At 71.5% G+C, this 23,517-nt stretch carries 20 protein-coding genes and 1 pseudogene; 13 read left to right on the forward strand and 8 right to left on the reverse strand.

The genetic code is table 11. The features are described 5' to 3' along the window. Positions 1–28 precede the first annotated feature (28 nt). Genes tgmA through ACZ7MF_RS23720 form a run of 4 tightly spaced genes read left to right on the forward strand, consistent with a single transcriptional unit; the run spans position 29 to position 2,817 of the window. Positions 29–328: a putative ATP-grasp-modified RiPP gene (gene tgmA / locus ACZ7MF_RS23705; protein WP_356861312.1), complete on the forward strand. Its 300-nt coding sequence runs from the start codon at positions 29–31 to the stop codon at positions 326–328. Further along, on the forward strand, positions 328–1,293 hold the full coding sequence (tgmB, locus tag ACZ7MF_RS23710) for an ATP-grasp ribosomal peptide maturase (protein WP_471479520.1): 966 nt from the start codon (positions 328–330) through the stop codon (positions 1,291–1,293). The genes tgmA and tgmB overlap by 1 nt, the downstream gene beginning before the upstream one ends. After that, positions 1,290–2,453, forward strand: a complete 1,164-nt coding sequence (gene tgmC, locus ACZ7MF_RS23715; protein ID WP_471479522.1) for an ATP-grasp peptide maturase system methyltransferase — start codon at positions 1,290–1,292, stop codon at positions 2,451–2,453. Before tgmB ends, tgmC begins: the two co-directional genes overlap by 4 nt. Before the next feature lie 52 nt (positions 2,454–2,505). Then, complete coding sequence (locus tag ACZ7MF_RS23720; protein ID WP_471479524.1) at positions 2,506–2,817, forward strand: DUF6087 family protein; 312 nt, start codon at positions 2,506–2,508, stop codon at positions 2,815–2,817. A 50-nt stretch (positions 2,818–2,867) separates the two neighbouring features. Here ACZ7MF_RS23720 and ACZ7MF_RS23725 read toward each other — a convergent pair whose 3' ends face one another. Beyond that, positions 2,868–3,419, reverse strand: a complete 552-nt coding sequence (locus ACZ7MF_RS23725) for a hypothetical protein (protein WP_471479526.1) — start codon at positions 3,417–3,419, stop codon at positions 2,868–2,870. A gap of 92 nt (positions 3,420–3,511) precedes the next feature. On the opposite strand from ACZ7MF_RS23725, the gene recD2 reads away from it, so the two are divergent. Together recD2 and ACZ7MF_RS23735 are read left to right on the forward strand one after the other, a co-directional pair. Further along, on the forward strand, positions 3,512–5,773 hold the full coding sequence (gene recD2, locus ACZ7MF_RS23730) for an SF1B family DNA helicase RecD2 (protein WP_471479528.1): 2,262 nt from the start codon (positions 3,512–3,514) through the stop codon (positions 5,771–5,773). A 237-nt stretch (positions 5,774–6,010) separates the two neighbouring features. Further along, positions 6,011–7,300, forward strand: a complete 1,290-nt coding sequence (locus ACZ7MF_RS23735; protein WP_115742207.1) for a citrate synthase — start codon at positions 6,011–6,013, stop codon at positions 7,298–7,300. 689 nt (positions 7,301–7,989) lie between these two features. Here the strand turns inward: ACZ7MF_RS23735 and ACZ7MF_RS23740 are convergent. Both ACZ7MF_RS23740 and ACZ7MF_RS23745 read right to left on the reverse strand, forming a co-directional pair. Further along, a complete protein-coding gene (locus tag ACZ7MF_RS23740; protein ID WP_471479530.1) occupies positions 7,990–8,472 on the reverse strand; it encodes a hypothetical protein in 483 nt (160 codons plus the stop codon). 75 nt (positions 8,473–8,547) lie between these two features. Beyond that, complete coding sequence (locus tag ACZ7MF_RS23745) at positions 8,548–9,516, reverse strand: LysR family transcriptional regulator (protein WP_471479532.1); 969 nt, start codon at positions 9,514–9,516, stop codon at positions 8,548–8,550. A 137-nt stretch (positions 9,517–9,653) separates the two neighbouring features. On the opposite strand from ACZ7MF_RS23745, the gene ACZ7MF_RS23750 reads away from it, so the two are divergent. Next, positions 9,654–10,502: an SDR family oxidoreductase gene (locus ACZ7MF_RS23750; RefSeq protein ID WP_471479534.1), complete on the forward strand. Its 849-nt coding sequence runs from the start codon at positions 9,654–9,656 to the stop codon at positions 10,500–10,502. Next, positions 10,499–11,098, forward strand: a complete 600-nt coding sequence (locus ACZ7MF_RS23755) for an anthrone oxygenase family protein (protein WP_471479536.1) — start codon at positions 10,499–10,501, stop codon at positions 11,096–11,098. The genes ACZ7MF_RS23750 and ACZ7MF_RS23755 overlap by 4 nt, the downstream gene beginning before the upstream one ends. A gap of 74 nt (positions 11,099–11,172) precedes the next feature. On the opposite strand, the gene ACZ7MF_RS23760 is transcribed toward ACZ7MF_RS23755, so the two are convergent. From ACZ7MF_RS23760 to ACZ7MF_RS23775, 4 genes are all read right to left on the reverse strand, one after another. Continuing rightward, positions 11,173–13,467, reverse strand: coding sequence for a heavy metal translocating P-type ATPase (locus ACZ7MF_RS23760; RefSeq protein ID WP_471479538.1), 2,295 nt, complete (start codon positions 13,465–13,467; stop codon positions 11,173–11,175). A 35-nt stretch (positions 13,468–13,502) separates the two neighbouring features. Further along, positions 13,503–13,745 (reverse strand): heavy-metal-associated domain-containing protein, encoded by a 243-nt coding sequence (locus tag ACZ7MF_RS23765; protein WP_016326279.1) that lies wholly within the window; start codon positions 13,743–13,745, stop codon positions 13,503–13,505. A gap of 116 nt (positions 13,746–13,861) precedes the next feature. Beyond that, a complete protein-coding gene (locus ACZ7MF_RS23770; protein WP_471479540.1) occupies positions 13,862–14,434 on the reverse strand; it encodes a GNAT family N-acetyltransferase in 573 nt (190 codons plus the stop codon). Positions 14,435–14,504: 70 nt separating this feature from the next. Further along, positions 14,505–14,696 carry a helix-turn-helix transcriptional regulator gene (locus tag ACZ7MF_RS23775; protein ID WP_016326277.1) on the reverse strand — a complete coding sequence of 64 codons (192 nt, stop codon included), beginning with the start codon at positions 14,694–14,696 and terminating at the stop codon, positions 14,505–14,507. A gap of 535 nt (positions 14,697–15,231) precedes the next feature. Between ACZ7MF_RS23775 and ACZ7MF_RS23780 the strand changes: the two are divergent. Both ACZ7MF_RS23780 and mmsA read left to right on the forward strand, forming a co-directional pair. Then, a pseudogene (locus ACZ7MF_RS23780) lies at positions 15,232–15,441 on the forward strand (hypothetical protein); the annotation flags it as partial. Between the two features lie 14 nt (positions 15,442–15,455). Continuing rightward, a complete protein-coding gene (gene mmsA, locus ACZ7MF_RS23785; protein ID WP_471479542.1) occupies positions 15,456–16,958 on the forward strand; it encodes a CoA-acylating methylmalonate-semialdehyde dehydrogenase in 1,503 nt (500 codons plus the stop codon). Positions 16,959–17,015: 57 nt separating this feature from the next. Here the strand turns inward: mmsA and ACZ7MF_RS23790 are convergent, their stop codons facing one another. Continuing rightward, entirely contained in the window at positions 17,016–17,864 is an 849-nt protein-coding gene (locus tag ACZ7MF_RS23790; protein ID WP_471479543.1) for an SCO4651 family lipoprotein, read from the reverse strand. Positions 17,865–18,207: 343 nt separating this feature from the next. Between ACZ7MF_RS23790 and ACZ7MF_RS23795 the strand changes: the two genes are divergently transcribed. From ACZ7MF_RS23795 to ACZ7MF_RS23805, 3 genes are all read left to right on the forward strand, one after another. Beyond that, complete coding sequence (locus ACZ7MF_RS23795; protein WP_471479545.1) at positions 18,208–19,638, forward strand: APC family permease; 1,431 nt, start codon at positions 18,208–18,210, stop codon at positions 19,636–19,638. Between the two features lie 308 nt (positions 19,639–19,946). Beyond that, positions 19,947–22,598, forward strand: coding sequence for a CocE/NonD family hydrolase (locus ACZ7MF_RS23800; RefSeq protein WP_471479547.1), 2,652 nt, complete (start codon positions 19,947–19,949; stop codon positions 22,596–22,598). Then, positions 22,595–23,494 (forward strand): ABC transporter permease, encoded by a 900-nt coding sequence (locus ACZ7MF_RS23805; protein WP_471479549.1) that lies wholly within the window; start codon positions 22,595–22,597, stop codon positions 23,492–23,494. Before ACZ7MF_RS23800 ends, ACZ7MF_RS23805 begins: the two co-directional genes overlap by 4 nt. Positions 23,495–23,517: the final 23 nt, after the last annotated feature.

The following is a 23,517-nucleotide window of genomic DNA, read 5'->3' on the forward strand; positions in this document are numbered from 1 at the left end:
TGCCGCACTGTCCGAAAGGAATCACCTCATGTCGATCTCCGAACCGGCTCGCAAAGAGGGTGCCGCCGACAGTCGTACGCACATCCCTCCCGCCTCCACGCGGCCATGGGCCGCGGGTCGACTCGCTCCCTACCCGACCGTCGTCCACAGGTCTCACCTCACGGTCACCATCGATCCCACGACGCAACTCGGCGTGTACCGCGACCGTGCGGGCCGGGTGATCGAGATGGGCAAGCACGGCACCAGTTCCGGTACCGAGACCGCCACGACGACGAACTCGGATTCCCAGAACGACCAGGGACACGACCAGGACAGCAACCAGGACTGATGACCACTACCGACAAGGGGCCGGTCGTCGTGGCCACCGAAGCGGATGACGTCACCGCCGACATGGTGATCACTGAGCTCAACCGGCGTGACGTGCCCGTGGTCCGGTTCAATCCCGCCGACATGGGCGAGAGCCTCACCGTCTCGGCCCGGTTCGGCGCCTGCCCGATGCCGGTGGCCGGAAAGCTGCGCACCCCGACGAGAACGGCCGACCTGTCGACCGTCCGAGCGGTGTACTGGCGTCGACCCGAGTGGCCCTCCTTCCCCCGCCTTTCCTTGGACGATGCCCGCTTCGCAGCAGCACAGGTCCGTTACGGCCTCGGAGGGATCCTGTACGCCTTGGACAGCCCGCTCTGGGTCAACCACCCGTTACGCGTCGCTGCAGCCGACTACAAACCCGCCCAGCTGGTCCACGCCCAGCAGCTCGGCTTCAAGGTTCCCTCTACCCTCGTCACCAATGATCCCGTCGAGGCACGCGAGTTCGTGCGCAGTCAGGGGAACACGATCTCCAAGACGCTGCGCTGGACCTCCTACACGCGTAACGGTGTACCGATGACCGGATGGACCGATCAGGTCACCGCCGAGGAGATCGACGACAGCGTGCGTGTGGTCCCCCACCTGTTCCAAGCACGCGTGGACAAGGTGACCGACCTCCGCGTCCTGATCGTGGGCCGGCGCACGTTCGCCGTACGCATCGATTCCGGACTGCTCGACTGGCGCAAGGACTACAGTGCCTTGGCCTACAGCGTCGTGCGTCTTCCCAGCCGGGTGGGCGAAGCCCTCCATGCCTACCTCGACCGTCTGAAGCTGGTGTCAGGGAGCTTCGACCTCGCGGTGGACCGGGCGGGGGACTACTGGTGGCTGGAGCTGAACCCCAACGGGCAGTGGGGGTGGCTGGAGAAGGAGACGGGCCTGCCCATGTCCACGGCCTTCGCCGACCTGCTCATTCGGGGAGACGGCCCATGACCGACTCGGCACAGGAGCGGCGCCGCATGAGTGCGCTGCTCACCACCATGGGGGTCCTCACGTCCGCCTGGCTGCGTGAAGCCGTCGAGACCGTGCCGCGCGAGCTGTTCCTCCAACACGGAGTCTTCCTTGACGAGGGGCGGACCTGGCGGCCCGTCACGGCACTCGACACCATCCCGCACGAGTGGCTGGAGCTGGCCTACAGCGTCCGCACGCTCACCACCCAGCTCGACGGCCACCTCAGCGCCGACCAGGCAGCCGGACCCGTCGAGGGTGTGCCCACCTCGTCCTCGACCGACCCCACCACCGTCGTCGGCATGATCGAGCTCTTGGACCTCACGGCGGAACACCGCGTCCTGGAGATCGGCACGGGCACCGGCTACTCCACCGCCCTGACGTGTCAGCGGGTCGGCGAGGACAACGTCACGACGGTCGAGGTCGACCCTCAGGTGGCGGCGCGCGCCGATGCCGCCCTGGAGTCCGTCGGTTGCTCGACGTGGACGGTGACGGGCGACGGGCTCCTCGGACATCCGCCCCGGGCACCCTACGACAGGGTGATCGCCACCTGTGCGGTCCGCCGTATCCCGCACACGTGGGTCCGGCAGACGAAGCCCGGTGGGATCATCCTCAGCACTGTCGGCTCCTGGCCCTGGGGAACCGGACTGGCGAAGGTCACCGTCAGCGACGACGAGACCGCCGACGGCGTGATCGTCGGGCCCTCCTCTTTCATGCAGGCGCGTGCTCAGGCGCTGACCCCCTTGGGCGGTGACCTGTCCGCACGCGCCGCGTACGCGGACGGGGAACGGCCCGCGCTCGTGTCCCCCTTCGCTCTGGAGGAGTGGATGCCAGCCTTCCTCGCCCAGCTCGCCGCACCGGGAGCCCAGTTCGTACGGGCCACCCGGAGCGACGGCGCGCCGCTGCGGTATCTCTTCGACCCGGCGCGGGAGTCGTTCGCCGAGTTCTGTGCCGACGGCGACGGTTGGACCGTCCGACAGGGCGGTCCCGCGGCTCTCTGGGACGACGTCGAGCGCGCACTGGTCGCCTGGCAGGACGAGGGCAGCCCGGGGATCGAGGAGGTGCGGCTCCGCGTCACCGACAGATCGCACATCTACTGGATCGATGGCAGCCCCTCGCTGCGTTGGGAACACCGACTCGTCTGAAGCCCCCTAAGCTCCCGGAAAGCACCGCGCCCCACAGCCCATAGGAAGCACGATGGACGACGACGAATCCCTGTCGGCATGGGCCGGGCGCCGGGATCGGAAGATCGGACGACTGCGTGCCGTGCCGCTCGTCGCGGGGGACGGACCCCGGGGAACGCACCTCGCCCCCGACGCACCTCGCGTGATCCAGCGGTGGAACGGGTACGCGTGGGAGCCCCACGGCTTCGCCGCGAACCTCGCGGAGGCGCGGCGCATCCTTCACCCCGACAGCGGCGCCGTCTCGATCCCGGAACCGGCTCCGGGACCGGTGCCGAAGCTCGGGCCCGGGACGGGCAGGCACCGGAAGCCTCAGTCCGGCCGGTAAAGGGCGAATGGCATCACCAGCCGGGCCCCGCGCTGCCTTCACCCGTTTCCTCACGGTGACGACGGAGCCGGAGGGAACCCCGCCTCCCCGCTGACCCAGCACACCTCCCCGGGGCCGCCGTCGCCCCGGTCGAACTGGCAGCACACGCCACCGACGGCGGCGGCGAGGTCGGTGAACGTCTTCCTGATGCTCGCCGACCGCTCGAACAGGCGGCTGATGCCGGAGGTCGGCGCCCAGAACTCCAGGGCCGCGTACCCGGGGTCCAGGAACGACTGGAACCGGACGGTCAGGTAGACGTACCCGATCCGGACCCGTCCGTCCTCCTCCGGCGGCAGCGGGTACGCCTTCCCATACGCCCGCACCGCGTCGTCGACCGGGAACATGAGGGACGTGTCCAGGTCGAGCGTCTCGCTGCCGGCGCAGTCGACCGGCTCGCTGCCGAAGCCGGACGTGAAGGGGAGGGTGACCCGCTCGCCGCCGGGCAGCGTGATGTCGAGCGGGGGCACGTCCCGGGACGGGGGTGCCAGCCCGGCCACGGCGGCCAGCGCCCCGGCGACGTTCCGCGGGCGCAGATAGACGTCGTAGCCGTAGGTCAGCCCCATGTGTCCCCTCCGTAAGCGTCGGACGTATCGCACCGCACGCGTGATCCTGCCGGACCGCGCACGCTGTCACACCCCACCGGTACCGTCGGATCATGCCCAACCAGCCCCCCGCGGCCCCTGGCGAAAGGCGGCTCGCCACCCTTGAAGGCGTTCTGGAGCGCGTCACCTACGCCAACGAGGAGAACGGCTACACGGTCGCCCGCGTCGACACCGGCAGAGGCGCCGGCGATCTGCTGACCGTCGTCGGCGCGCTGCTCGGTGCACAGGTGGGGGAGTCGCTGCGGATGGAGGGACGCTGGGGATCGCATCCCCAGTACGGCAAGCAGTTCCACGTGGAGAACTACACGACGCTGCTGCCCGCCACCGTGCAGGGCATCCGGCGTTATCTGGGGTCCGGGCTGGTCAAGGGAATCGGGCCGGTCTTCGCCGACCGGATCACGCAGCACTTCGGGCTGGACACGCTCACCATCATCGAGGAGGAGCCCAAGCGGCTCATCGAGGTGCCCGGCCTCGGGCCCAAGCGGACCAGGAAGATCGCCGATGCCTGGGAGGAGCAGAAGGCGATCAAGGAGGTCATGCTCTTCCTCCAGACGGTCGAGGTGTCCACGTCCATCGCCGTCCGCATCTACAAGAAGTACGGGGACGCCTCCATCTCCGTCGTGAAGAACCAGCCCTACCGCCTCGCCGCCGACGTCTGGGGCATCGGTTTCCTCACCGCCGACAAGATCGCCCAGTCCGTCGGGATCCCGCACGACAGCCCCGAGCGGGTCAAGGCGGGGATGCAGTACGCGCTGTCGCAGGCCACCGACCAGGGGCACTGCTACCTCCCGGAGGAGAAGCTCATCGCCGACGCGGTGAAGCTGCTCCAGGTGGACACCGGGCTCGTCATCGAGTGCCTGGGCGAGCTGGCCGCCGAGCCCGAGGATCCGGACGGCGATCCCGGTGTCGTGAGGGAGAAGGTGCCCCACCCCGAGGGCGGCGAGCCCGTCACCGCCGTCTACCTCGTGCCCTTCCACCGCGCCGAGCTGGCCCTGGCGGGGCAGTTGCGGCGTCTGCTGCACACCGACGACGACCGGATGCCCGGCTTCCAGGACGTGGCCTGGGACAAGGCGCTCGCATGGCTGAAGCAGCGCACCGGCGTCGACCTCGCGCCCGAGCAGGAGGAGGCCGTCAAGCTCGCGCTGAGCGAGAAGGTCGCAGTCCTCACCGGCGGTCCCGGCTGCGGCAAGTCCTTCACCGTGCGGTCCATCGTGGAGCTGGCGCGGGCCAGGAAGGCGAAGGTCGTGCTCGCCGCGCCCACCGGGCGGGCCGCCAAGCGGCTCGCCGAGCTGACCGGCGCCGAGGCGTCCACCGTGCACCGGCTGCTGGAGCTGAAGCCCGGCGGCGACGCGGCCTACGACCGGGAGCGGCCGCTCGACGCCGACCTGGTGGTGGTGGACGAGGCGTCGATGCTCGATCTGCTCCTCGCCAACAAGCTCGCGAAGGCCGTCCCGCCCGGCGCCCACCTGCTGCTCGTCGGCGATGTCGACCAGTTGCCCAGCGTGGGGGCGGGGGAGGTGCTGAGGGACCTGCTGGCGCCCGGCAGTCCCGTGCCCGCCGTGCGGCTCACCCGGGTCTTCCGGCAGGCCCAGCAGTCCGGCGTCGTCACCAACGCGCACCGGATCAACGCCGGGCAGCATCCGCTCACCGACGGGATGAAGGACTTCTTCCTCTTCGTCGAGGACGACACGGAGGAGGCCGGGCGGCTCACGGTGGATGTCGCCGCGCGGCGCATCCCCGCGAAGTTCGGGCTCGATCCGCGCCGGGACGTGCAGGTGCTGGCGCCCATGCACCGCGGACCCGCCGGAGCCGGGACGCTGAACGGGCTGCTCCAGCAGGCCGTCACCCCGGGGCGCCCGGACGTGCCCGAGAAGCGGTTCGGCGGACGCGTCTTCCGGGTCGGCGACAAGGTCACCCAGATCCGCAACAATTACGAGAAGGGCGAGAACGGCGTCTTCAACGGCACCGTGGGCGTCGTCACCTCGCTCGACCCGGTCGACCAGCGCCTCACCGTGCTGACGGACGAGGACGAGGAGGTGCCGTACGACTTCGACGAACTGGACGAGCTGGCCCACGCGTACGCGGTCACCATTCACCGGTCCCAGGGAAGCGAGTATCCGGCCGTCGTGATCCCCGTGACGACAGGGGCCTGGATGATGCTCCAGCGGAACCTGCTCTACACGGCGGTCACCCGGGCGAAACGCCTGGTCGTCCTCGTCGGCTCGCGCAAGGCGATCGGGCAGGCGGTGCGGACGGTGTCGGCCGGGAGGCGGTGCACGGCGCTCGACTTCCGGTTGGCGGGGCCCCGGACCTGAAACCTTCCGGTAAACCTCCCGGACCGTGTGAAAAAAATGATCGATCAAACGAGTCGGAAAGGTCACACAGGCTTCCGGATGGGCCCCGGAGGGGGCAGGATGAGCAAGTTGGCGGCACTGAGTGCCGCCAATAGGCCCGATGGTCGACCCCGAGTGCACTCTCCTGAGCCAAGTGGGGGATGGTAGAGACAGTCAGGGCACCTCGAAGATGAGGCACTACGTCGGTGAGGGAAAGACGTGAGCGACAACTCTGTAGTACTGCGGTACGGCGACGGCGAGTACACCTACCCGGTGATCGACAGCACCGTCGGTGACAAGGGCTTCGACATCGGGAAGCTCCGCGCCCAGACCGGTCTGGTGACGCTGGACAGCGGTTACGGCAACACCGCCGCCTACAAATCCGCCATTACGTATCTGGACGGCGAGGCGGGCATCCTCCGGTACCGCGGCTACCCGATCGAGCAGCTGGCCGAGCGCTCCTCCTTCGTGGAGGTGGCCTACCTGCTGATCAACGGCGAGCTGCCGACGGTCGACGAGCTGTCCGCGTTCAAGGGCGAGATCACGCAGCACACCCTGCTGCACGAGGACGTCAAGAACTTCTACAAGGGCTTCCCGCGCGACGCCCACCCGATGGCGATGCTGTCGTCGGTGGTCTCGGCGCTGTCCACCTTCTACCAGGACAGCCACAACCCGTTCGACGAGCGTCAGCGCAACCTCTCCACGATCCGGCTGCTCGCGAAGCTTCCGACGATCGCGGCGTACGCGTACAAGAAGTCGATCGGCCACCCGTTCGTCTACCCGGCCAACAACCTCGGCTACGTCGAGAACTTCCTGCGCATGACCTTCTCGGTCCCGGCGCAGGAGTACGAGCTGGACCCGACGGTCGTCGCGGCGCTCGACAAGCTGCTGATCCTGCACGCGGACCACGAGCAGAACTGCTCGACCTCCACGGTCCGTCTGGTCGGCTCCTCGCAGGCGAACATGTTCGCCTCGATCTCCGCCGGCATCAACGCCCTGTGGGGCCCGCTGCACGGCGGCGCCAACCAGTCGGTGCTGGAGATGCTCGAGGGCATCCGCGACGCGGGCGGCGACGTCGACTCCTTCATCCGCAAGGTGAAGAACAAGGAGGACGGCGTCCGCCTGATGGGCTTCGGCCACCGGGTCTACAAGAACTTCGACCCGCGCGCCAAGATCATCAAGGCCGCCGCGCACGACGTGCTCTCCGCGCTCGGCAAGTCCGACGAGCTGCTGGACATCGCCCTGAAGCTGGAGGAGCACGCGCTCTCCGACGACTACTTCGTCTCGCGCAGCCTCTACCCGAACGTCGACTTCTACACCGGTCTGATCTACCGGGCCATGGGCTTCCCGACCGAGATGTTCACGGTCCTGTTCGCCCTCGGCCGGCTGCCGGGATGGATCGCCCAGTGGCACGAGATGATCAAGGAGCCGGGTTCCCGCATCGGCCGCCCGCGCCAGATCTACACGGGCGTCGTCGAGCGCGACTTCGTTCCCGTCGAGGCGCGCTGAGCCGTAAGGCACCCCCGCAGCGCACCTGGTCGCCGCGCATCCGGTGAGTCCCGTACCGCCCCGAGTGGTACGGGACTTTTCCGTGCCCCGGGCGGTCCTGGAGGTCCCGTGAGGTCCCGGGAGAAGGCGGACGGACAGCAGAAGGCGCCCTGGCGCCGGTCCCCCCACGGGCCGACGATCCAGGGCGCCTTCCCATGTCCCGGTGCGGATTCCCCCCACGGGATCCGGCCGGGCGTCTGTGAGGACAGCGCCTGAATTCGCTGTGTCGTGCTGGTGGTGCTGGTGGAGCTCGTCGTGCTGGTGGTGCTTGCCGCGCGGTCTGCCGGGACAGCGCACGCCCGGGAGGGCCGCTCAAAGCTTCCCGGTGTACGTGTCCCGGCAACGCAGCTCTGGGAAAGTCCCCCAAGACATCCCCAGATGCCAGGTGGCGCCCCCCAAGACGCTGCCTGACATCGCCAACTTAGACCTTCGAACCCCTTCGATGGTTACGTTCGCATCACTGTGATCTGCGTCTCTTGCATATGTCCGTTAGGTGCGCAAGAGCCCCGTACGTCGCACGGGTCTCAAGCGTAAGGAAGATGCGCGAGCCTTGTGAAGAGCTTATGTGAGGTGGGTGCCGGACTCCAGAGGCGCAGCCCCTCGACCTGCATGAAATGCGGACCAGTCGTCGCGGCTCCTCCGCCCATTTGTCACAGCGCGGCGGCCCGCCTGCGCACCAGGAGGTTCTGCGTCCCCAGACCGATCGCCAGGTACGCGTACAACGACGCGGCCCCCAGCAGTCCGGCTCCGGCCGTGTGGTCCATCCACAGCGCCAGCAGGATGTGCAGGGCGACCGAGGCGAACCACAGTCCGGTCGTCGCCGCCGTCCCCTTGCGCAGCACCTCGCTCCGGGGCCCGCGCCAGATCCGTACGGTCCGGGCCCTGGCCGCGCCGAACGACGCCGCGACGGCCAGGCTCGCCACCAGGAGGACGACGGACAGCGCGGTCAGGGGATGGTGCTCGTCGACCGAGGCGATACCCAAGGCGAGCCCGGCCGCCCCGAGGACACCGAGGACCACGGGGGCGATCAGTGAGCCGGTACGCCGCACAGGGCGGGTACGCAGCTGCTGCCGCACCACCAGGCCCACGACCGCCACGGCCATGAGGGCAGGCCCGCTGTCGGTGTTCTGCATGTCAACTCCCCGTTGCAGCACCGCTTTGTGCGGCAGTATCAGCGCTGATCATTATGCTGGGACGACCCGCGGCGGCTACGCCGGCGCGGTCAGTGGATCCGGGTGCGCCGCCGCGTAGTCGCAGGCCGCTTCGGAGAAGGCGCGGATGCGGTTGTTGTCCGCCGCGGAACGCCAGATCAGGCGCCACTCGTATGACGGGGCGCCCTCGACCGGGACGAACGCCACGTCGGGGCGGGCGTCGTACACACTCGCGTGGGACGGGACGGGGAAGACCCCGTGGCCCGCACCGACCAGCGCCCACATCTCCTGGACACTGCCGAATTCCGTGCTCCTCCCGGCGGCCCGCCCCTGTGGCGCTCCGCCGAGGGCGGACGACGGCGAATCCGCCCGCCCCGCGCCGAACAACCGCTCCGCGCCCTCGGGAGCGCCCCACGATGCCCGCGGCCGCAGTACTTCGTGCCGCGCGAGCTCCGCCACGTCCACCGCCTCCCGCCGCGCCAGCGGATGCCGTGCCGATACGGCGAGCATCGGCGCCTCCCGGAACAGCACCGGACCCGCGCTGTGCTCGGGTGCGAGCGTCGACACCGGAGCCGCGAAGTTGTCGATGAGCAGGACGTCGATCACATCGTCGCGCAGTGGTGCCGTCCCGTCCGTGAAACGGCTCTCGTGCAGCCGTACCTCGCATCCCGGATGCCGGTGCCGCAGCAGCTCCGCCGCGCGCACCACGAACTCGGCGGTGGCCGTCCCCAGGAACCCGACCCGCAACACGCCGTCCACGCCCCGACCCGAGGCCACCGCGCGCGCGAAGGCCTCCAGGACCGCCTGGTGCGCGGGCTTCAGATCCTCGAAGAGGCGCCGCCCGATCGCGGTGAAGGCCACCCGTCGGCTGGTCCGCTCGAAGAGGGCCGCGCCGACCGACCGTTCCAGCTTCCGGACCGTCTTGCTGACCATGGCCACCGAGACGTGCAGCCGCTCGGCACTGCGCCCGAAGTGGAGTTCCTCGCCGACCGTCAGAAAGATCTCGATCTCACGTCGCTCCACCACGCCCCCTACCGTCAACCCACAGGTCAACGATCCTTGCACGATTGCCAATTGATGGCGATCCCCGGGTGGCCGAGGCTGTGAGCACACCGCAGGAACGCGGTCACGAAGCCCCTTCCACGAAAGCCGAGGCGATCACCATGACGTCCACGACGTCCCCCGCGCTCACCCTGGTCCTGGGCGGAACCGGAAAGACCGGACGCCGTGTCGTGCGCCGGCTGACCGATCGCGGCCACATGGTCCGGATCGGCTCGCGGTCCGGCGGAATCCCCTTCGACTGGAACGACTCCACGACCTGGCAGCCCGCCCTGACCGGCGTGGACGCCGTCTACGTCTCCTACCAGCCGGACCTCGCCGTGCCCGGCGCCCCCGAGGCGATCGGCGCCTTCGCCGAACTCGCGGTACGGACCGGAGCGCGCCGTCTGGTGCTGCTCTCCGGGCGCGGCGAGCCGGAGGCCGAGGCCTGCGAGAAGGCGCTGGCGGCCTCGGGCGCGGAGTGGACGGTCCTGCGTGCCTCGTTCTTCGCCCAGAACTTCAGCGAGGGCGACTTCCTCGGTCCGGTCCTCGACGGGGAACTCGCGCTGCCGGTCGCGGACGTCGAGGAGCCGTTCGTCGATGCCGACGACATCGCCGAGGTCGCTGCCACCGTCCTGGCCGAAGGCGGGCACACCGGCCGCACCTACGACCTGACCGGGCCCCGGCTGCTCACCTTCGCGCAGGCCACGGCCGCGATCGGAGCGGCGACCGGCCGCGAGATCGGCTACGTCACCGTCCCCGCGGAGGCCTACGCGGCCGAACTCGCCGCGCACGGCGTCCCGGCCGCCGTCACCGACCTGCTGACCCATCTGTTCACCAGCGTCCTCGACGGCCGTAACGCCCATCTCGGAGACGGCGTCCGGCAGGTCCTCGGCCGGCCGGCCCGCGACTTCACCGACCACGTCGCCGAGGCCGCGGCCGCCGGGGTCTGGACCCCCGAGGCCGCCTCGTGAAGACCACGCAGACCGGTACCCTGCTCGCCTGCGTCCTCGCCTCCGGCCTGATGGCGGGGCTCTTCGCAGCCTTCGCCTATGCCGTGATGCCGGGGCTGCGCGGTACGTCCGACCACACGTTCGTGGAGACGATGCAGGGCATCAACAAGGCGATCCTCAACCCCGTGTTCATGCTTCCGTTCGTGGGGACGATCCCGCTGATCGCGCTGGCGGTGTTCCTCGCCACGCGCGGCCACGGGCGACCGGCGCTGCCCTGGCTCGTCGCCGCGCTCGTGCTGTACCTGGTCGCGTTCGCGGTGACCGTCGTGGCCAACGTCCCGCTCAACGACCAGTTGGAGCGGGCCGGCGCGCCGGACTCCATCGGCGACCTGGCCGCCGCCCGCGAACGGTTCGAGGCGGCCTGGGTCACCTGGAACATCGTGCGCGCGCTGCTGCACACGGCGGCCTTCGGCTGCCTGGCCTGGGCCCTGGTCCTGTACGGCGCGGACCGGTTCCGCACCGACCGGGCGGCAGCGTCCACCTCCGGCACGTCGCCGGCGTACGCGTTCAGCGTCGGTCACGAGCGGCCCTTCACGACCGGCGCGAGCAGCACGTGAACAGAGGTGCGGCGGCCCGGTCGGCGGCCGGTGCGTGGACCGGTGCTCGGACCGGTGCGTGGACCGGTGCGCGGCTATCGGAAGGCGCGCAGCCGGAGGCTGTTGGTGACCACGAAGACCGAGGAGAAGGCCATCGCCGCCCCCGCGATCATCGGGTTCAGCAGCCCGGCGGCGGCCAGCGGCAGCGCGGCCACGTTGTAGCCGAAGGCCCACACGAGATTGCCCTTGATCGTGGCCAGGGTGCGCCGGGAGAGCCGGATCGCGTCCGCCGCCACCCTGAGGTCCCCGCGCACCAGCGTCAGGTCGCCAGCCTCGATCGCCGCGTCGGTCCCCGTGCCCATCGCCAGGCCCAGATCGGCGGTGGCGAGTGCGGCCGCGTCGTTGACGCCGTCGCCGACCATGGCGACCGTACGGCCCTCGGCCCGCAGCCGCTCCACCACCGCGACCTTGTCCTCGGGCAGCACCTCGGCGATCACCTCGTCGATGCCGACGGCCTGCGCGACCGACTCGGCCACCCGGCGGTTGTCACCGGTCAGCAGGACCGGGGTCAGGCCCAGCCGGCGCAGTCCGGCCACCGCCTCGGCGCTGGTCTCCTTCACCGCGTCCGCCACGGCGAGGACCCCGCGCGCCGCGCCGTCCCAGCCGACGACGACGGCCGTACGGCCCCGCTGCTCGGCCTCGTCCCTGGCACGGGACACCTCGGGCGGCAGAGCGTCGTAGAGGCGCCCCACGGCGACCTGACGGCCCTCCACACGCGCGCGTGCGCCGCGTCCGGGGACGTTCTCGAAGTCCTCCACGCCCGGCAGCGTGCCGAGCCGTTCCTCGGCGCCGACGGCGACCGCACGGGCCACCGGATGCTCGGAGGCGTGCTCCACGGCCCCCGCGAGCCGCAGCAGCTCCTCCTCGTCGGTGCCCTCGGCGGCGTACACCTCGTGCAGGGTCATGCGGCCGGTGGTGACGGTGCCGGTCTTGTCCAGGACGACCGTGTCGACGCGCCGCGTGGACTCCAGCACCTCCGGGCCCTTGATGAGGATGCCCAGCTGGGCGCCGCGACCGGTGCCGACCAGCAGCGCCGTCGGGGTGGCGAGGCCCAGCGCGCACGGGCAGGCGATGATCAGGACGGCGACGGCCGCGGTGAACGCGGCGACCGTGTCACCGGTGGCACCCAGCCAGCCGCCGAAGGTGGCGAACGCGATCAGCAGCACGACGGGGACGAAGATCCCCGAGATCCGGTCGGCGAGCCGCTGCACCTCGGCCTTGCCGCTCTGCGCGTCCTCCACCAGCTTGGCCATCCGCGCCAGCTGCGTGTCCGCGCCCACCCGGGTCGCCTCGACCACCAGCCGCCCCCCGGCGTTCACCGTGGCGCCGGTGACGGCGTCGCCGACGGTGACGTCCACCGGCACGGACTCGCCGGTCAGCAGCGAGGCGTCCACGGCCGAGGCGCCCTCGGTCACCGTGCCGTCGGTGGCGATCTTCTCGCCGGGGCGTACGACGAACCGGTCGCCCACCGCCAGGCGGGCCACCGGTATCCGCACCTCATGCCCGTCCCGCAGTACGGCCACGTCCTTCGCGCCCAGCTCCAGCAGCGCCCGCAGCGCGGCACCGGCGCGGCGCTTGGAGCGGGCCTCCAGCCAGCGGCCCAGCAGCAGGAAGGCGGTGACCCCGGCGGCCGCCTCCAGGTAGATGGCGGAGGCGCCGTCGGTGCGGGAGACGGTGAGGTCGAAGCCGTGCCGCATCCCCGGCATGCCCGCGTCGCCGAAGAACAGCGCCCACAGGGACCAGCCGAACGCCGCCAGCGTGCCGAGCGAGACCAGCGTGTCCATGGTGGCCGCGCCGTGCCGCACGCCCGTCCAGGCGGCGCGGTGGAAGGGCAGCCCGCCCCAGACCACGACGGGCGCGGCGAGGGTGAGCGAGAGCCACTGCCAGTTGTCGAACTGGAGCGCCGGGACCATCGCGAGCAGGACCACGGGGGCGGCGAGGAGCACCGAGACGACCAGGCGCCCGCGCAGGGCCGACAACTCCGGGTCGTCGTCGCCGTCCCCGGTGCCGCGCTCCTCGGTGCCGACCTCGTCCGAGGGCTCCGGCGGTGGCGCGGGCTCCTCGGCGGTGTACCCGGTCTTCACGACGGTGGCGATCAGGTCGGCGACCCCGGTGGTCGCCGGGTAGCTGACCCGGGCCTTCTCCGTCGCGTAGTTCACCGTGGCGGTGACACCGTCCATGCGGTTGAGCTTCTTCTCGACGCGGGCCGCGCAGGAGGCGCAGGTCATCCCGCCGATGAGCAGCTCGACCTCGGCGAGGCCGGAATCGGAGCCGGGACCGGGCCCGGTGGCCGTCGTGGAAGTGCGGCTGTCCGCGGTGGTGCTGGTCATGGTCCGGACTCCAGAACGGGGTGGGGGAGCCGGGCTCAGACCCGGCCGACGAGCTCGAAGCCCGCCTCGTCCACGGCGGCGCGCACGGCCGCGTCGTCCAGGGGCGCCCCGGAGACGACGGTGACCTCGCCGGTGGAGGCGACGGCCTGCACGGAGGCGACGCCCGCGATCTCGGAGATCTCGCCGGAGACGGCGCCCTCGCAGTGTCCGCAGCTCATTCCGCTCACCTTGTAGACGGTGGTGACGGAGTCCTGGGTGGTGTCGGTCTGGGCGGTCATGTCGTTTACTCCTCGTCGGGGTGCGCGTGGGCGGGTACCGGCGGGTACCCGTGGTCCGGGCCGGACCACTCACCTTCCACCTTACCCCTAGGGGGTATAAAGGCGACGCTCACCCGTCACCCCAGTCCACCTGCGTCGCGTCCGTGCGCCTTCCACTCGTGGTCGAGGACCGCCATCAGCACCTCGTCCACCCGCACGCCGTCCCGCAGGGCGGCCTCCCGGCGCACCCCCTCCACCACGAAACCGGCCTTCTCGTACACCCGCCGGGCCCGCGGGTTGTCGGCGTAGACCTCCAGCTGGACGCGGTGCACGCCGACCTCTTCGAAGGCGTGCCCGACGACGAGCCGCGTCGCCTCGCTGCCCAGCCCGCGGCCGCGTCCCCGGGGCCCCATGAGCGTCCGGAAGGTGCAGCCGCGGGCCGCGGGGTCCCACTCGTACAGGACGACCTCGCCGACGAGTTCGCCGGTGGCGCGGTCGGTGACGGCGAGGTCGAGCCGGTCGGGATCGGCGGTGCGCACGCCGTACCAGGAGCGCAGTTTGTCGAGGGTGAGTCCGGTGGTGGGCTCGAAGGTGAAGCGGACCACCTCGGGATCGTTGACGATCTCCCACATCACGTCGGCGTCCTCGGCGGTGAACGGTCGCAGGACGGTCTTGTCGCCGGTGAGCACGGGTTTCTCGGAGAAGTCCATGCACGGCACTGTGCCCCACGGGATCGCGGGGCACCGAACGGTTTCTCCGCCGTTCCCGCCGTTCCCGTCGCTACCGGTTGCGGTTGCGGGGGCGGGACGCCACCCAGGCCCGGACCGTCTCCGCGTACCAGTACGGCTTGCCGCCCTCCACGTGGTCGGGCGGGGGCAGCAGCCCGTGCTTGCGGTACGACCGCACGGTGTCCGGCTGGACCTTGATGTGGGCCGCGATGTCCTTGTAGGACCAGAGCCTTCGGTCGGTCACTAGTCGCACCTCCCTGCGCGCGCCGCGGCGGCGACCGGGGACGGCCGCCGGGGGGAGCCGGGCGCTGCTGGCGATCACCAAGCCTGTTCCGGGTGAACGACGCGGGGTGACGAGCGGTCAGGGTCCGTTCCCGGGTGTGACGGAAGACCCGCGTGCGCGTGACATGTGTGACGCGGAAGGTGCTTTTGTGACACGAGTGCCACACAGGCGTACGCCGTCGTTCAGGCGCGGCGCGTTGACTGCGGCGGACGGAGGCGTTCCGCCGTACGCCCCTCGGCCGCCACTCGGACTACGTCGTCCGAATGTCCGGACAAAACATTGACAGGCCGCACGCACAGGGCTAGAAACCGGGGTGACGCAAGGGCGCGGGCAAGGAGGGAACGCGATGGCGCACGACCCGACGGCACACGGCCGGGGCGCCGGTTCCCCCACCGAACGCCTCCGGCGCGGGAAGGCGGCCTCGCCCTGGCAGGAGCGAGGCACGAGCGCCAACTCCCCGCTCGCACCGGCTCCGCGCCGGAGGTTCCCGCGTCGCGCCCCGACGCGGGGCGCCCACACTGCCCCACGTGTCTACGCGGACACCCAAACCGCAGACACAGTGTCGGGCGCGCCCGCCGCGCCCGGCTGCTGGGATGGAGTCAGGGCCGAGACCGCGACCCGACCGTCCCCGGTCCCGGCCCCTGACCAGCACGAACAGCGTGAGCTGCACCAACGGCACGTCTCGACCCGTCGCCGCCATCTGTGAAGGAGTTCTCGGTCATGACGAACATCGTCAACCACTGGATCGGCGGCAAGACCGCCGAAGGCGCCTCGGGCACGTACGGGCCGGTGACGAATCCGGCGACCGGCGAGGTCACCACCAAGGTCTCCTTCGCCTCCGTCGACGAGGTGGACGCCGCGGTCGCCGCCGCCAAGGAGGCGTACCTGACCTGGGGTCAGTCCTCGCTGGCGCAGCGGACCTCGATCCTCTTCCGCTTCCGGGCGCTGCTGGACGCGCACCGCGACGAGATCGCCGAGCTGATCACCGCCGAGCACGGCAAGGTGCACTCCGACGCGCTCGGCGAGGTCGCGCGCGGCCTGGAGATCGTCGACCTGGCCTGCGGCATCAACGTGCAGCTCAAGGGCGAGCTGTCGACGCAGGTCGCCACCCGCGTGGACGTGTCCTCGATCCGGCAGCCGCTCGGCGTGGTCGCGGGCATCACGCCGTTCAACTTCCCGGCGATGGTGCCGCTGTGGATGTTCCCGGTCGCCATCGCCTGCGGCAACACCTTCGTGCTCAAGCCGAGCGAGAAGGACCCGTCGGCCGCCGTGAAGGTCGCCGAGCTGCTCTGTGAGGCCGGTCTGCCGGACGGCGTCTTCAACGTCGTGCACGGCGACAAGGTGGCCGTGGACCGGCTCCTGGAGCACCCGGACGTCAAGGCCGTCTCCTTCGTGGGATCGACCCCGATCGCCCGCTACATCCACACCACGGCCTCCGCCAACGGCAAGCGCGTGCAGGCCCTCGGCGGCGCCAAGAACCACATGCTGGTGCTGCCGGACGCCGACCTCGACGCCGCCGCCGACGCGGCCGTGAGCGCGGCCTACGGCTCGGCCGGCGAGCGCTGCATGGCGATCTCCGCGGTCGTCGCGGTCGGCGCCGTCGGGGACGAACTGGTGGAGAAGATCCGCGAGCGCGCCGAGAAGATCAAGATCGGCCCCGGCACCGACCCGTCATCCGAGATGGGCCCGCTGATCACCAAGGCGCACCGCGACAAGGTCGCCTCCTACGTCGCGGGTGCGGCGGCCGAGGGCTGCGAGGTCGTCCTGGACGGCACCGGGTACACGGTCGACGGCCACGAGGACGGCCACTGGATCGGCATCTCCCTGCTCGACCGGGTGCCGACCACCGCGAAGGCGTACCAGGACGAGATCTTCGGCCCCGTCCTGTGCGTGCTGCGCGCCGAGACGTACGAGGAGGGCGTGGCCCTCATCAACGCCTCGCCGTTCGGCAACGGCACCGCGATCTTCACCCGGGACGGCGGCGCGGCCCGCCGCTTCCAGCTGGAGATCGAGGCCGGCATGGTCGGCGTGAACGTGCCGATCCCGGTCCCCGTCGGCTACCACTCCTTCGGCGGCTGGAAGGACTCGCTCTTCGGCGACCACCACATCTACGGCAACGACGGCACGCACTTCTACACCCGCGGCAAGGTCGTCACCACCCGCTGGCCCGACCCGGCCGACGCCCCGGCGGGCGTCGACCTGGGCTTCCCGCGCAACCACTGACACACACGGTGCCCCTGCGTCCCGCCGCGGGCGGGACGCAGGCCCCCACGCGCTTCCTCAGCCCTGCTGCTGACCGGCCTCCTTCACGGCGTCCGTGAGGTCGCCGGTCTGGTCGGCGGGCGGGGCCACGATCTCCTTGGTGGCGCCGAACCTGTCGAAGTCCATGGTCACCTTCATGGCGCCGAACTCCTGCTTCAGGCGCACGGGCAGGTCCTTGTCGCCGACCCAGATGTCCATGGTGATCGTGCCACCGCCGGAGGCGGAGTTCAGCATGCTGTCGGCCCCGCTGAGGGCTTCCTTGAACTTGCCCATGTCCTTCTGGTCGAGCACGGCCCGGTAGTGGGTCGTGGCCTTGCCGTTGACGGTCTCCTTGCCGAGGTCCTCGACGTCGCTCGCGTACTTGAGGCCCTTCATGGAGTCCGCCGGGCTGCCCCCGCCGCCCCCGCTCATCGCGGCGGCACCCGACTCGCCGAACACCGCCGAGCCGTCGACCTTCATCCACTCCTTGCCCGCGAGCGGGCCGGCGGGCTGCGGGTCGATGTCGTAGTAGTAGGCGCCGTCCACGAACAGGGTGCGCACGGTCGGGGAGTCCGTGAGGTCCTGGAGCTGCGCGGCCTCGGCGTCCATCTCGACGTCGAGCGCGTAGCCGTCGCCCCAGGAGTAGGTGCCGTCCATGGCGATCGGCTCGCCGGTGCCCAGCTCCGTCGTCGTACGGACCTCGGCGGAGCCCACCTCCTCGGTGCGGTCGGTGGCCCGGCTGAGGGCCGCCATGATCGTGTCCGCCTTGTCCACGGCCTTGTCGGCCGTCTCCGCCGCCGTCTTCGCGCCGTCCGAGCCGCATGCGGTGGCCGCCACCATCGCGGCCGCCGTGAGCCCCACCCAGGCCGCGGTGTACTTCAGCTTCATGAGTCCCCACCCGTTGCTGCGTTCCTGTGATTCAACTGTGCGAAGGACTCTACCGGGCCCCACCGACAGCGTCCGGATACCGGACGACGGCGGGTTTTTTCGGCCCGTCCCCTACGGTTCCCGCACGGCTCAAACTCCCGTTGCGTCAAGGGTCATGTTGCTGTTTCCGGATGTACGGACGGACTTGATCAACGGTTTCCGTAGGTAAACACCCATTGACGCAGCGGTTTTCGTCGGGATTCCATCTGGCGTCGGGAGCGGACCAGAACCACGTACGACCCAGCCGCCGGAGGCGATAGCGCTCCCCGCGAACCACGCCGCACGAGTCGATCGGAACCGCTCCATGACCGACACGCTCCGCCCCGTCGAGACCGCCGCCGCGCCCCCGGACGTTACGGCACCCGCGGCCCCTGAGGAGTCGCGGACGCTCAAGCGTTCCATCGGGGTCGTCGGCGGCACGCTCCTGACGCTCTCGTGCGTGACCCCCGCCTCCACGCTCTTCGTGGTCGTCCCCGACCTCTTCGGCTCGCTCGGCACCGCCACCGCCCTGACCATCGCCATCGGCTCGCTGCTCTGTGTCGCCGTGGCCTTCTGCTACTCGGAGCTGGGCACCCTCGTCCCCAGCGCGGGCGGCGAGTACGCCATGGTGTCGACGATGGCCGGGCGCCTGGCGGGCTGGCTGGTCTTCGTGCTGTCCCTGCTGGTCGTCATGATCGTGCCCCCGGTGATCGCCATGGGGACGGCCGACTACCTCGAACCGGTCCTGCACCTCGACCCCTCCCTGGCGGGCGCCGGCGTCATGCTGCTCGCCACCCTCGCCGGGCTGCTCGACCTGCGCGCCAACGCCTGGATCACCGGCGTCTTCCTGGTCCTGGAGGTCATCGCCGCGGCCGTCGTCGCGGTGCTGGGCTTCGCCCACGCCGAGCGCGGGCCCGGCAGCCTGGTGTCGATGGAGGTGGGCGGCACGGGCGGCGGTGCGGACCCCGTGACGGCCATGCTGGTCGTCTCCGGGCTCGCCATCGCCCTCTTCATCACCCAGGGCTTCTCCACCGCCGTCTACCTCTCCGAGGAGCTGGAGAACCCGCGCCGCAACGTCGCCCGCACGGTCCTGGCCACCCTCGCCATCTCCACGGTGATCATCCTGGTCCCGGTCGTCGCCATCACCTTCGGCGCCTCCGACCTGGCCGACCTGACCGGCGGCGACATCGGCGCCATGGTCACGGCCTGGTCCAACTCCGCCGTCGGCACCTTCGTGAGCCTGTGCGTGGCGCTCGCCATCGTCAACGCGGGCATCGTCATGGTCATCCAGAACTCTCGCGTGCTGTTCGCCTCCGCCCGCGACAAGGCCTGGCCCGCCCCGGTCAACGGACTCCTCGCCAGGCTCGGCCGGTTCGGCTCCCCGTGGGTGGCCACCCTCGCCGTCGGCGTGCCGGGCGCCGCGCTGTGCTACGTCGACCTCGACACCCTGTACGGCGTCACCGGCGTCTCCGTGACCGCGATGTACCTGCTGGTCGCGGTCGCCGCCCTGCTGTCCCGGCGCGGCACCCACCGGCACGCGCACGCGTGGCGCATGCCCCTGTGGCCGGTGGTGCCGGTCCTGCTGATCGCGGTCCTCGCCTACGTCCTGACCCAGCAGGAGGCGAGCCACCTGCTGCTGACCGGCTCCATCGCGGCCGTCGCCACCCTGTACTGGGCGCTGTACCTGCGCCCGCGCCGCGGCACCCGCTGGCTGGTCACCGTCCCGCAGGACGTCCGCGAGCCCGCCGGACCGTGACGGTCCGCTGACCGCCGACCGCCGACCGCCGACCGCCGGACCACGACGCTGCCGGGCCGGGACCGCCCGATGGGCGTAACGGCTCACCGGCCGGGACCACCCACCCGCCGGGACGGCCCGCAGGGCCGTGACGGCTGCCCGGCTGCCCGGCTGCCCGGCAGTCTGCCGGGCCCCTGACCGGTCCGCCGGGCTCCGCCCGGCCTACCGCGCCCGTGGTACGCGGGAGCGGCCCCGTACTTCCGTGGGAGGGCCGCCGGTTCAGCCCCGGGGCGGCCCCGGTTGTCGGCGGCGGCCCGTACCGTTGACGCATGGATCTTCGACTGCCCCGCGTGCGAGGGCTGCTACGGGGGCCGCGGCGGATGCTCTGCGCCGCGGCCGCCGTCGTCGTGCTCGCCGGCGCCGGGACGTGGACGGCCGTCGCCGGTGACGACCCGGCCCCGGTGCGCCGTGCCGACCGGGTCATGGCGGTGGGCGACGGCGTGCGCCTGGACACCTCGTACTTCACGGCGGGCTCCGGCGGCCGCCGCCCGGCCGTCCTGCTGGCGCACGGCTTCGGCGGCAGCAAGGACGACGTACGGGAGCAGGCCGAGGACCTCGCCCGGGACGGGTACGCGGTCCTGACCTGGTCGGCGCGCGGCTTCGGGAAGTCCACGGGGAAGATCGGGCTGAACGCGCCGGACGGCGAGGTCGCCGACGTGTCCCGGCTGATCGACTGGCTCGCGGAGCAGCCCCAGGTCGAGCTGGACAAGGACGGCGACCCCCGCGTGGGCGTCGCGGGCGGCTCCTACGGCGGTGCGGTCGCGCTGCTCGCCGCCGGGCACGACACCCGGGTGGACGCCGTCGCCCCGGCCATCACCTACTGGAACCTGGCGGACGCGCTCTTCCCGAACGGCGTCTTCAAGAAGCTGTGGGCCGGCATCTTCGTCAACTCCGGCGGCGGCTGCGACCGGTTCGAGGCGGACCTGTGCCGCATGTACCAGCGGGTCGCCGAGTCGGGCACGCCCGACGCCGAGGCCGTGAAGCTCCTCGAGGAGCGCAGCCCGCAGGCGGTGGGCGCGCGCATCAAGGTGCCCACGCTGCTGACGCAGGGCCAGACCGACTCCCTCTTCCCGCTCGGCCAGGCCGACGCCGCGGCGAAGGCGATCCGGGCCAACGGCGCACCCGTGGACGTCGACTGGATCGCGGGCGGCCACGACGGCGGCGACCTGGAGAACGACCGCGTCCAGGCACGCATCGACGCCTGGTTCGACCGCTACCTCAAGGACGACGAGGGCGCCGGTACCGGCCCGGCCTTCCGCGTCACCCGCACCGGAGGCGTCGACTCCACCGACGGACAGGCCCAGTTGCGCGGCGCGAGCGCCGACCACTACCCGGGCCTGGCGAACGGGCAGCGCTCCGTGCCCCTGCGCGGCCGCGAGCAGAGCGTCGACAACCCCGCCGGAGCCAACCCGCCCGCCGTCTCCGCCCTCCCCGGCATCGGCGGCGCCGGAGGGCTCTCCCAGCTCTCCTCGCTCGGCGTCGGCGTCTCCCTGGACTTCCCCGGCCAGTACGCCGCGTTCGAGTCCGCCCCGGTCGGCGACGACCTGCGGATCACCGGTTCCCCGACGGCCACCGTCCACGTCCGCTCCACCACCGAGGACGCCGTCCTCTTCGCCAAGGTGTACGACGTCGGCCCCGGCGGCACCTCGCCCGTGCTCCCGTCGCAGCTGGTGACCCCCGTCCGCGTCGAGGACGCGAAGGCGGGCAAGGACGTCACGGTCACCCTCCCGGCGATCGACCACGAGGTGCAGAAGGGCCACCGGCTGCGCCTGGTCCTCGCCTCCACCGACCTCGGCTACGCCTCCCCGGCCGCCCCGGCGACGTACACCGTCTCCCTCAAGGGCGACCTGGAGGTGCCGACCGCCCCCGGCGTGACGACCGCCGCCGCGCCGCTGCCCGAGTGGGTGTGGTGGCTGCCGCTGGCCGGTGCCGCCGTCGCCCTGGCCCTGCTGTGGACCGGCCGCCGCCGCACCGCCGCACCGGCACCCGACCCGGCCCTCGCCGACGTACCCCTGCAGATCACCGGCCTGAGCAAGCGCTACGCCGGGTCCAGCGAGCGGTACGCGGTGCGGGAGCTGTCCTTCCGCGTGGAGAAGGGGCAGGTGCTCGGCCTGCTCGGGCCCAACGGCGCGGGCAAGACGACCACCCTGCGGATGCTGATGGGCCTGATCAAGCCGGACGACGGCGAGATCCGGGTCTTCGGCCACGCCATCCGCCCCGGCGCCCCGGTGCTGTCCCGGGTCGGCGCCTTCGTCGAGGGCGCGGGCTTCCTGCCGCACCTGTCCGGCCGGGAGAACCTGGAGCTGTACTGGCGGGCGACCGGCCGCCCGCCCGAGGACGCCCACCTCGACGAGGCCTTGGAGATCGCCGGTCTCGGCGACGCGCTCGCCCGCGCGGTGCGCACCTACTCCCAGGGAATGCGCCAGCGCCTCGCCATCGCCCAGGCCATGCTCGGCCTGCCCGACCTCCTCATCCTCGACGAGCCGACCAACGGCCTGGACCCGCCGCAGATCCGCGAGATGCGCGAGGTGATGATCCGCTACGCGGCGGCCGGGCGCACCGTGATCGTCTCCAGTCACCTGCTGGCCGAGGTCGAGCAGTCCTGCACCCACCTCGTGGTCATGGACCGGGGCCGGCTGGTCCAGGCGGGCCCGGTCGCCGAGATCATCGGCTCCGGCGACACCCTCCTGGTCGGCACCGGCCTGCCGGTGGACGAACCGCTCGTGGACAAGGTCGCCGCCCTGCCCGGCGTCGCCTCGGTCGTGCACACCGACGACGGGCTCCTGGTCCGCCTCGACCCCGGCGGCACGGCGCCCGGCCTGGTCGCCGAACTGGTCCGGCTGGAGATCCCCGTGGCGTCGGTCGGCCCGCACCGCCGCCTGGAGGACGCCTTCCTCACCCTGATCGGAGGTTCCGCATGAGCACGCCCACCAAGTCGGCGACGCCCGGGCCCGCGCCCGAAGCGGCGTCCGCGTCGGAGTCCGCGTACGGCTACCGGGCGGGCCGCACGCTGCCCCTGCGGGTGGAGCTGGTGCGCCAGCTCAAGCGGCGCCGCACCCTGGTCATGGGCGCGATCCTCGCCGTGCTGCCGTTCGTGCTCGTCGTCGCCTTCGCGATCGGCGGCGAGCCGGAGGGCCCCGGCGACCGCATCACCCTGATGGACACCGCCACCGCCTCCGGCGCCAACTTCGCCGCCGTCAACCTCTTCGTGTCGGCGGGCTTCCTGCTGGTCGTCCCGGTCGCCCTGTTCTGCGGGGACACCGTGGCCTCCGAGGCGAGCTGGTCCTCCCTGCGCTACCTGCTCGCCGCGCCGGTGCCGCGCGCCCGGCTGCTGGCGTCCAAGCTGGCCGTCGGGCTGGGGCTGAGCCTGGCCGCGATGGTGCTGCTGCCGCTGGTGGCGCTGGCCGTGGGCACGGTCGCCTACGGCTGGGGGCCGCTGGCCATCCCCACCGGCGGTTCGCTCGCCCCGGGCACGGCCGCCCAGCGCCTGGTGGTGGTCGTCGCGTACATCTTCGTGTCCCAACTGGTCACCGCGGGGCTCGCGTTCTGGCTGTCGACCAGGACCGACGCACCGCTGGGCGCGGTTGGCGGCGCCGTCGGCCTCACCATCGTCGGCAACGTCCTGGACGCCGTGACCGCGCTCGGCCACTGGCGCGACTTCCTGCCCGCGCACTGGCAGTTCGCCTGGGCGGACGCCGTCCAGCCGAACCCGGAGTGGTCGGGCATGATCCAGGGCACGGCCGTCTCGGTAACGTACGCGCTGGTGCTGTTCGCCCTGGCCTTCCGGGGTTTCGCCCGCAAGGACATCGTGTCCTAGGTCAACGGAGGATCACCCACCGG

The organism is Streptomyces sp. NPDC111628 (assembly GCF_055635195.1).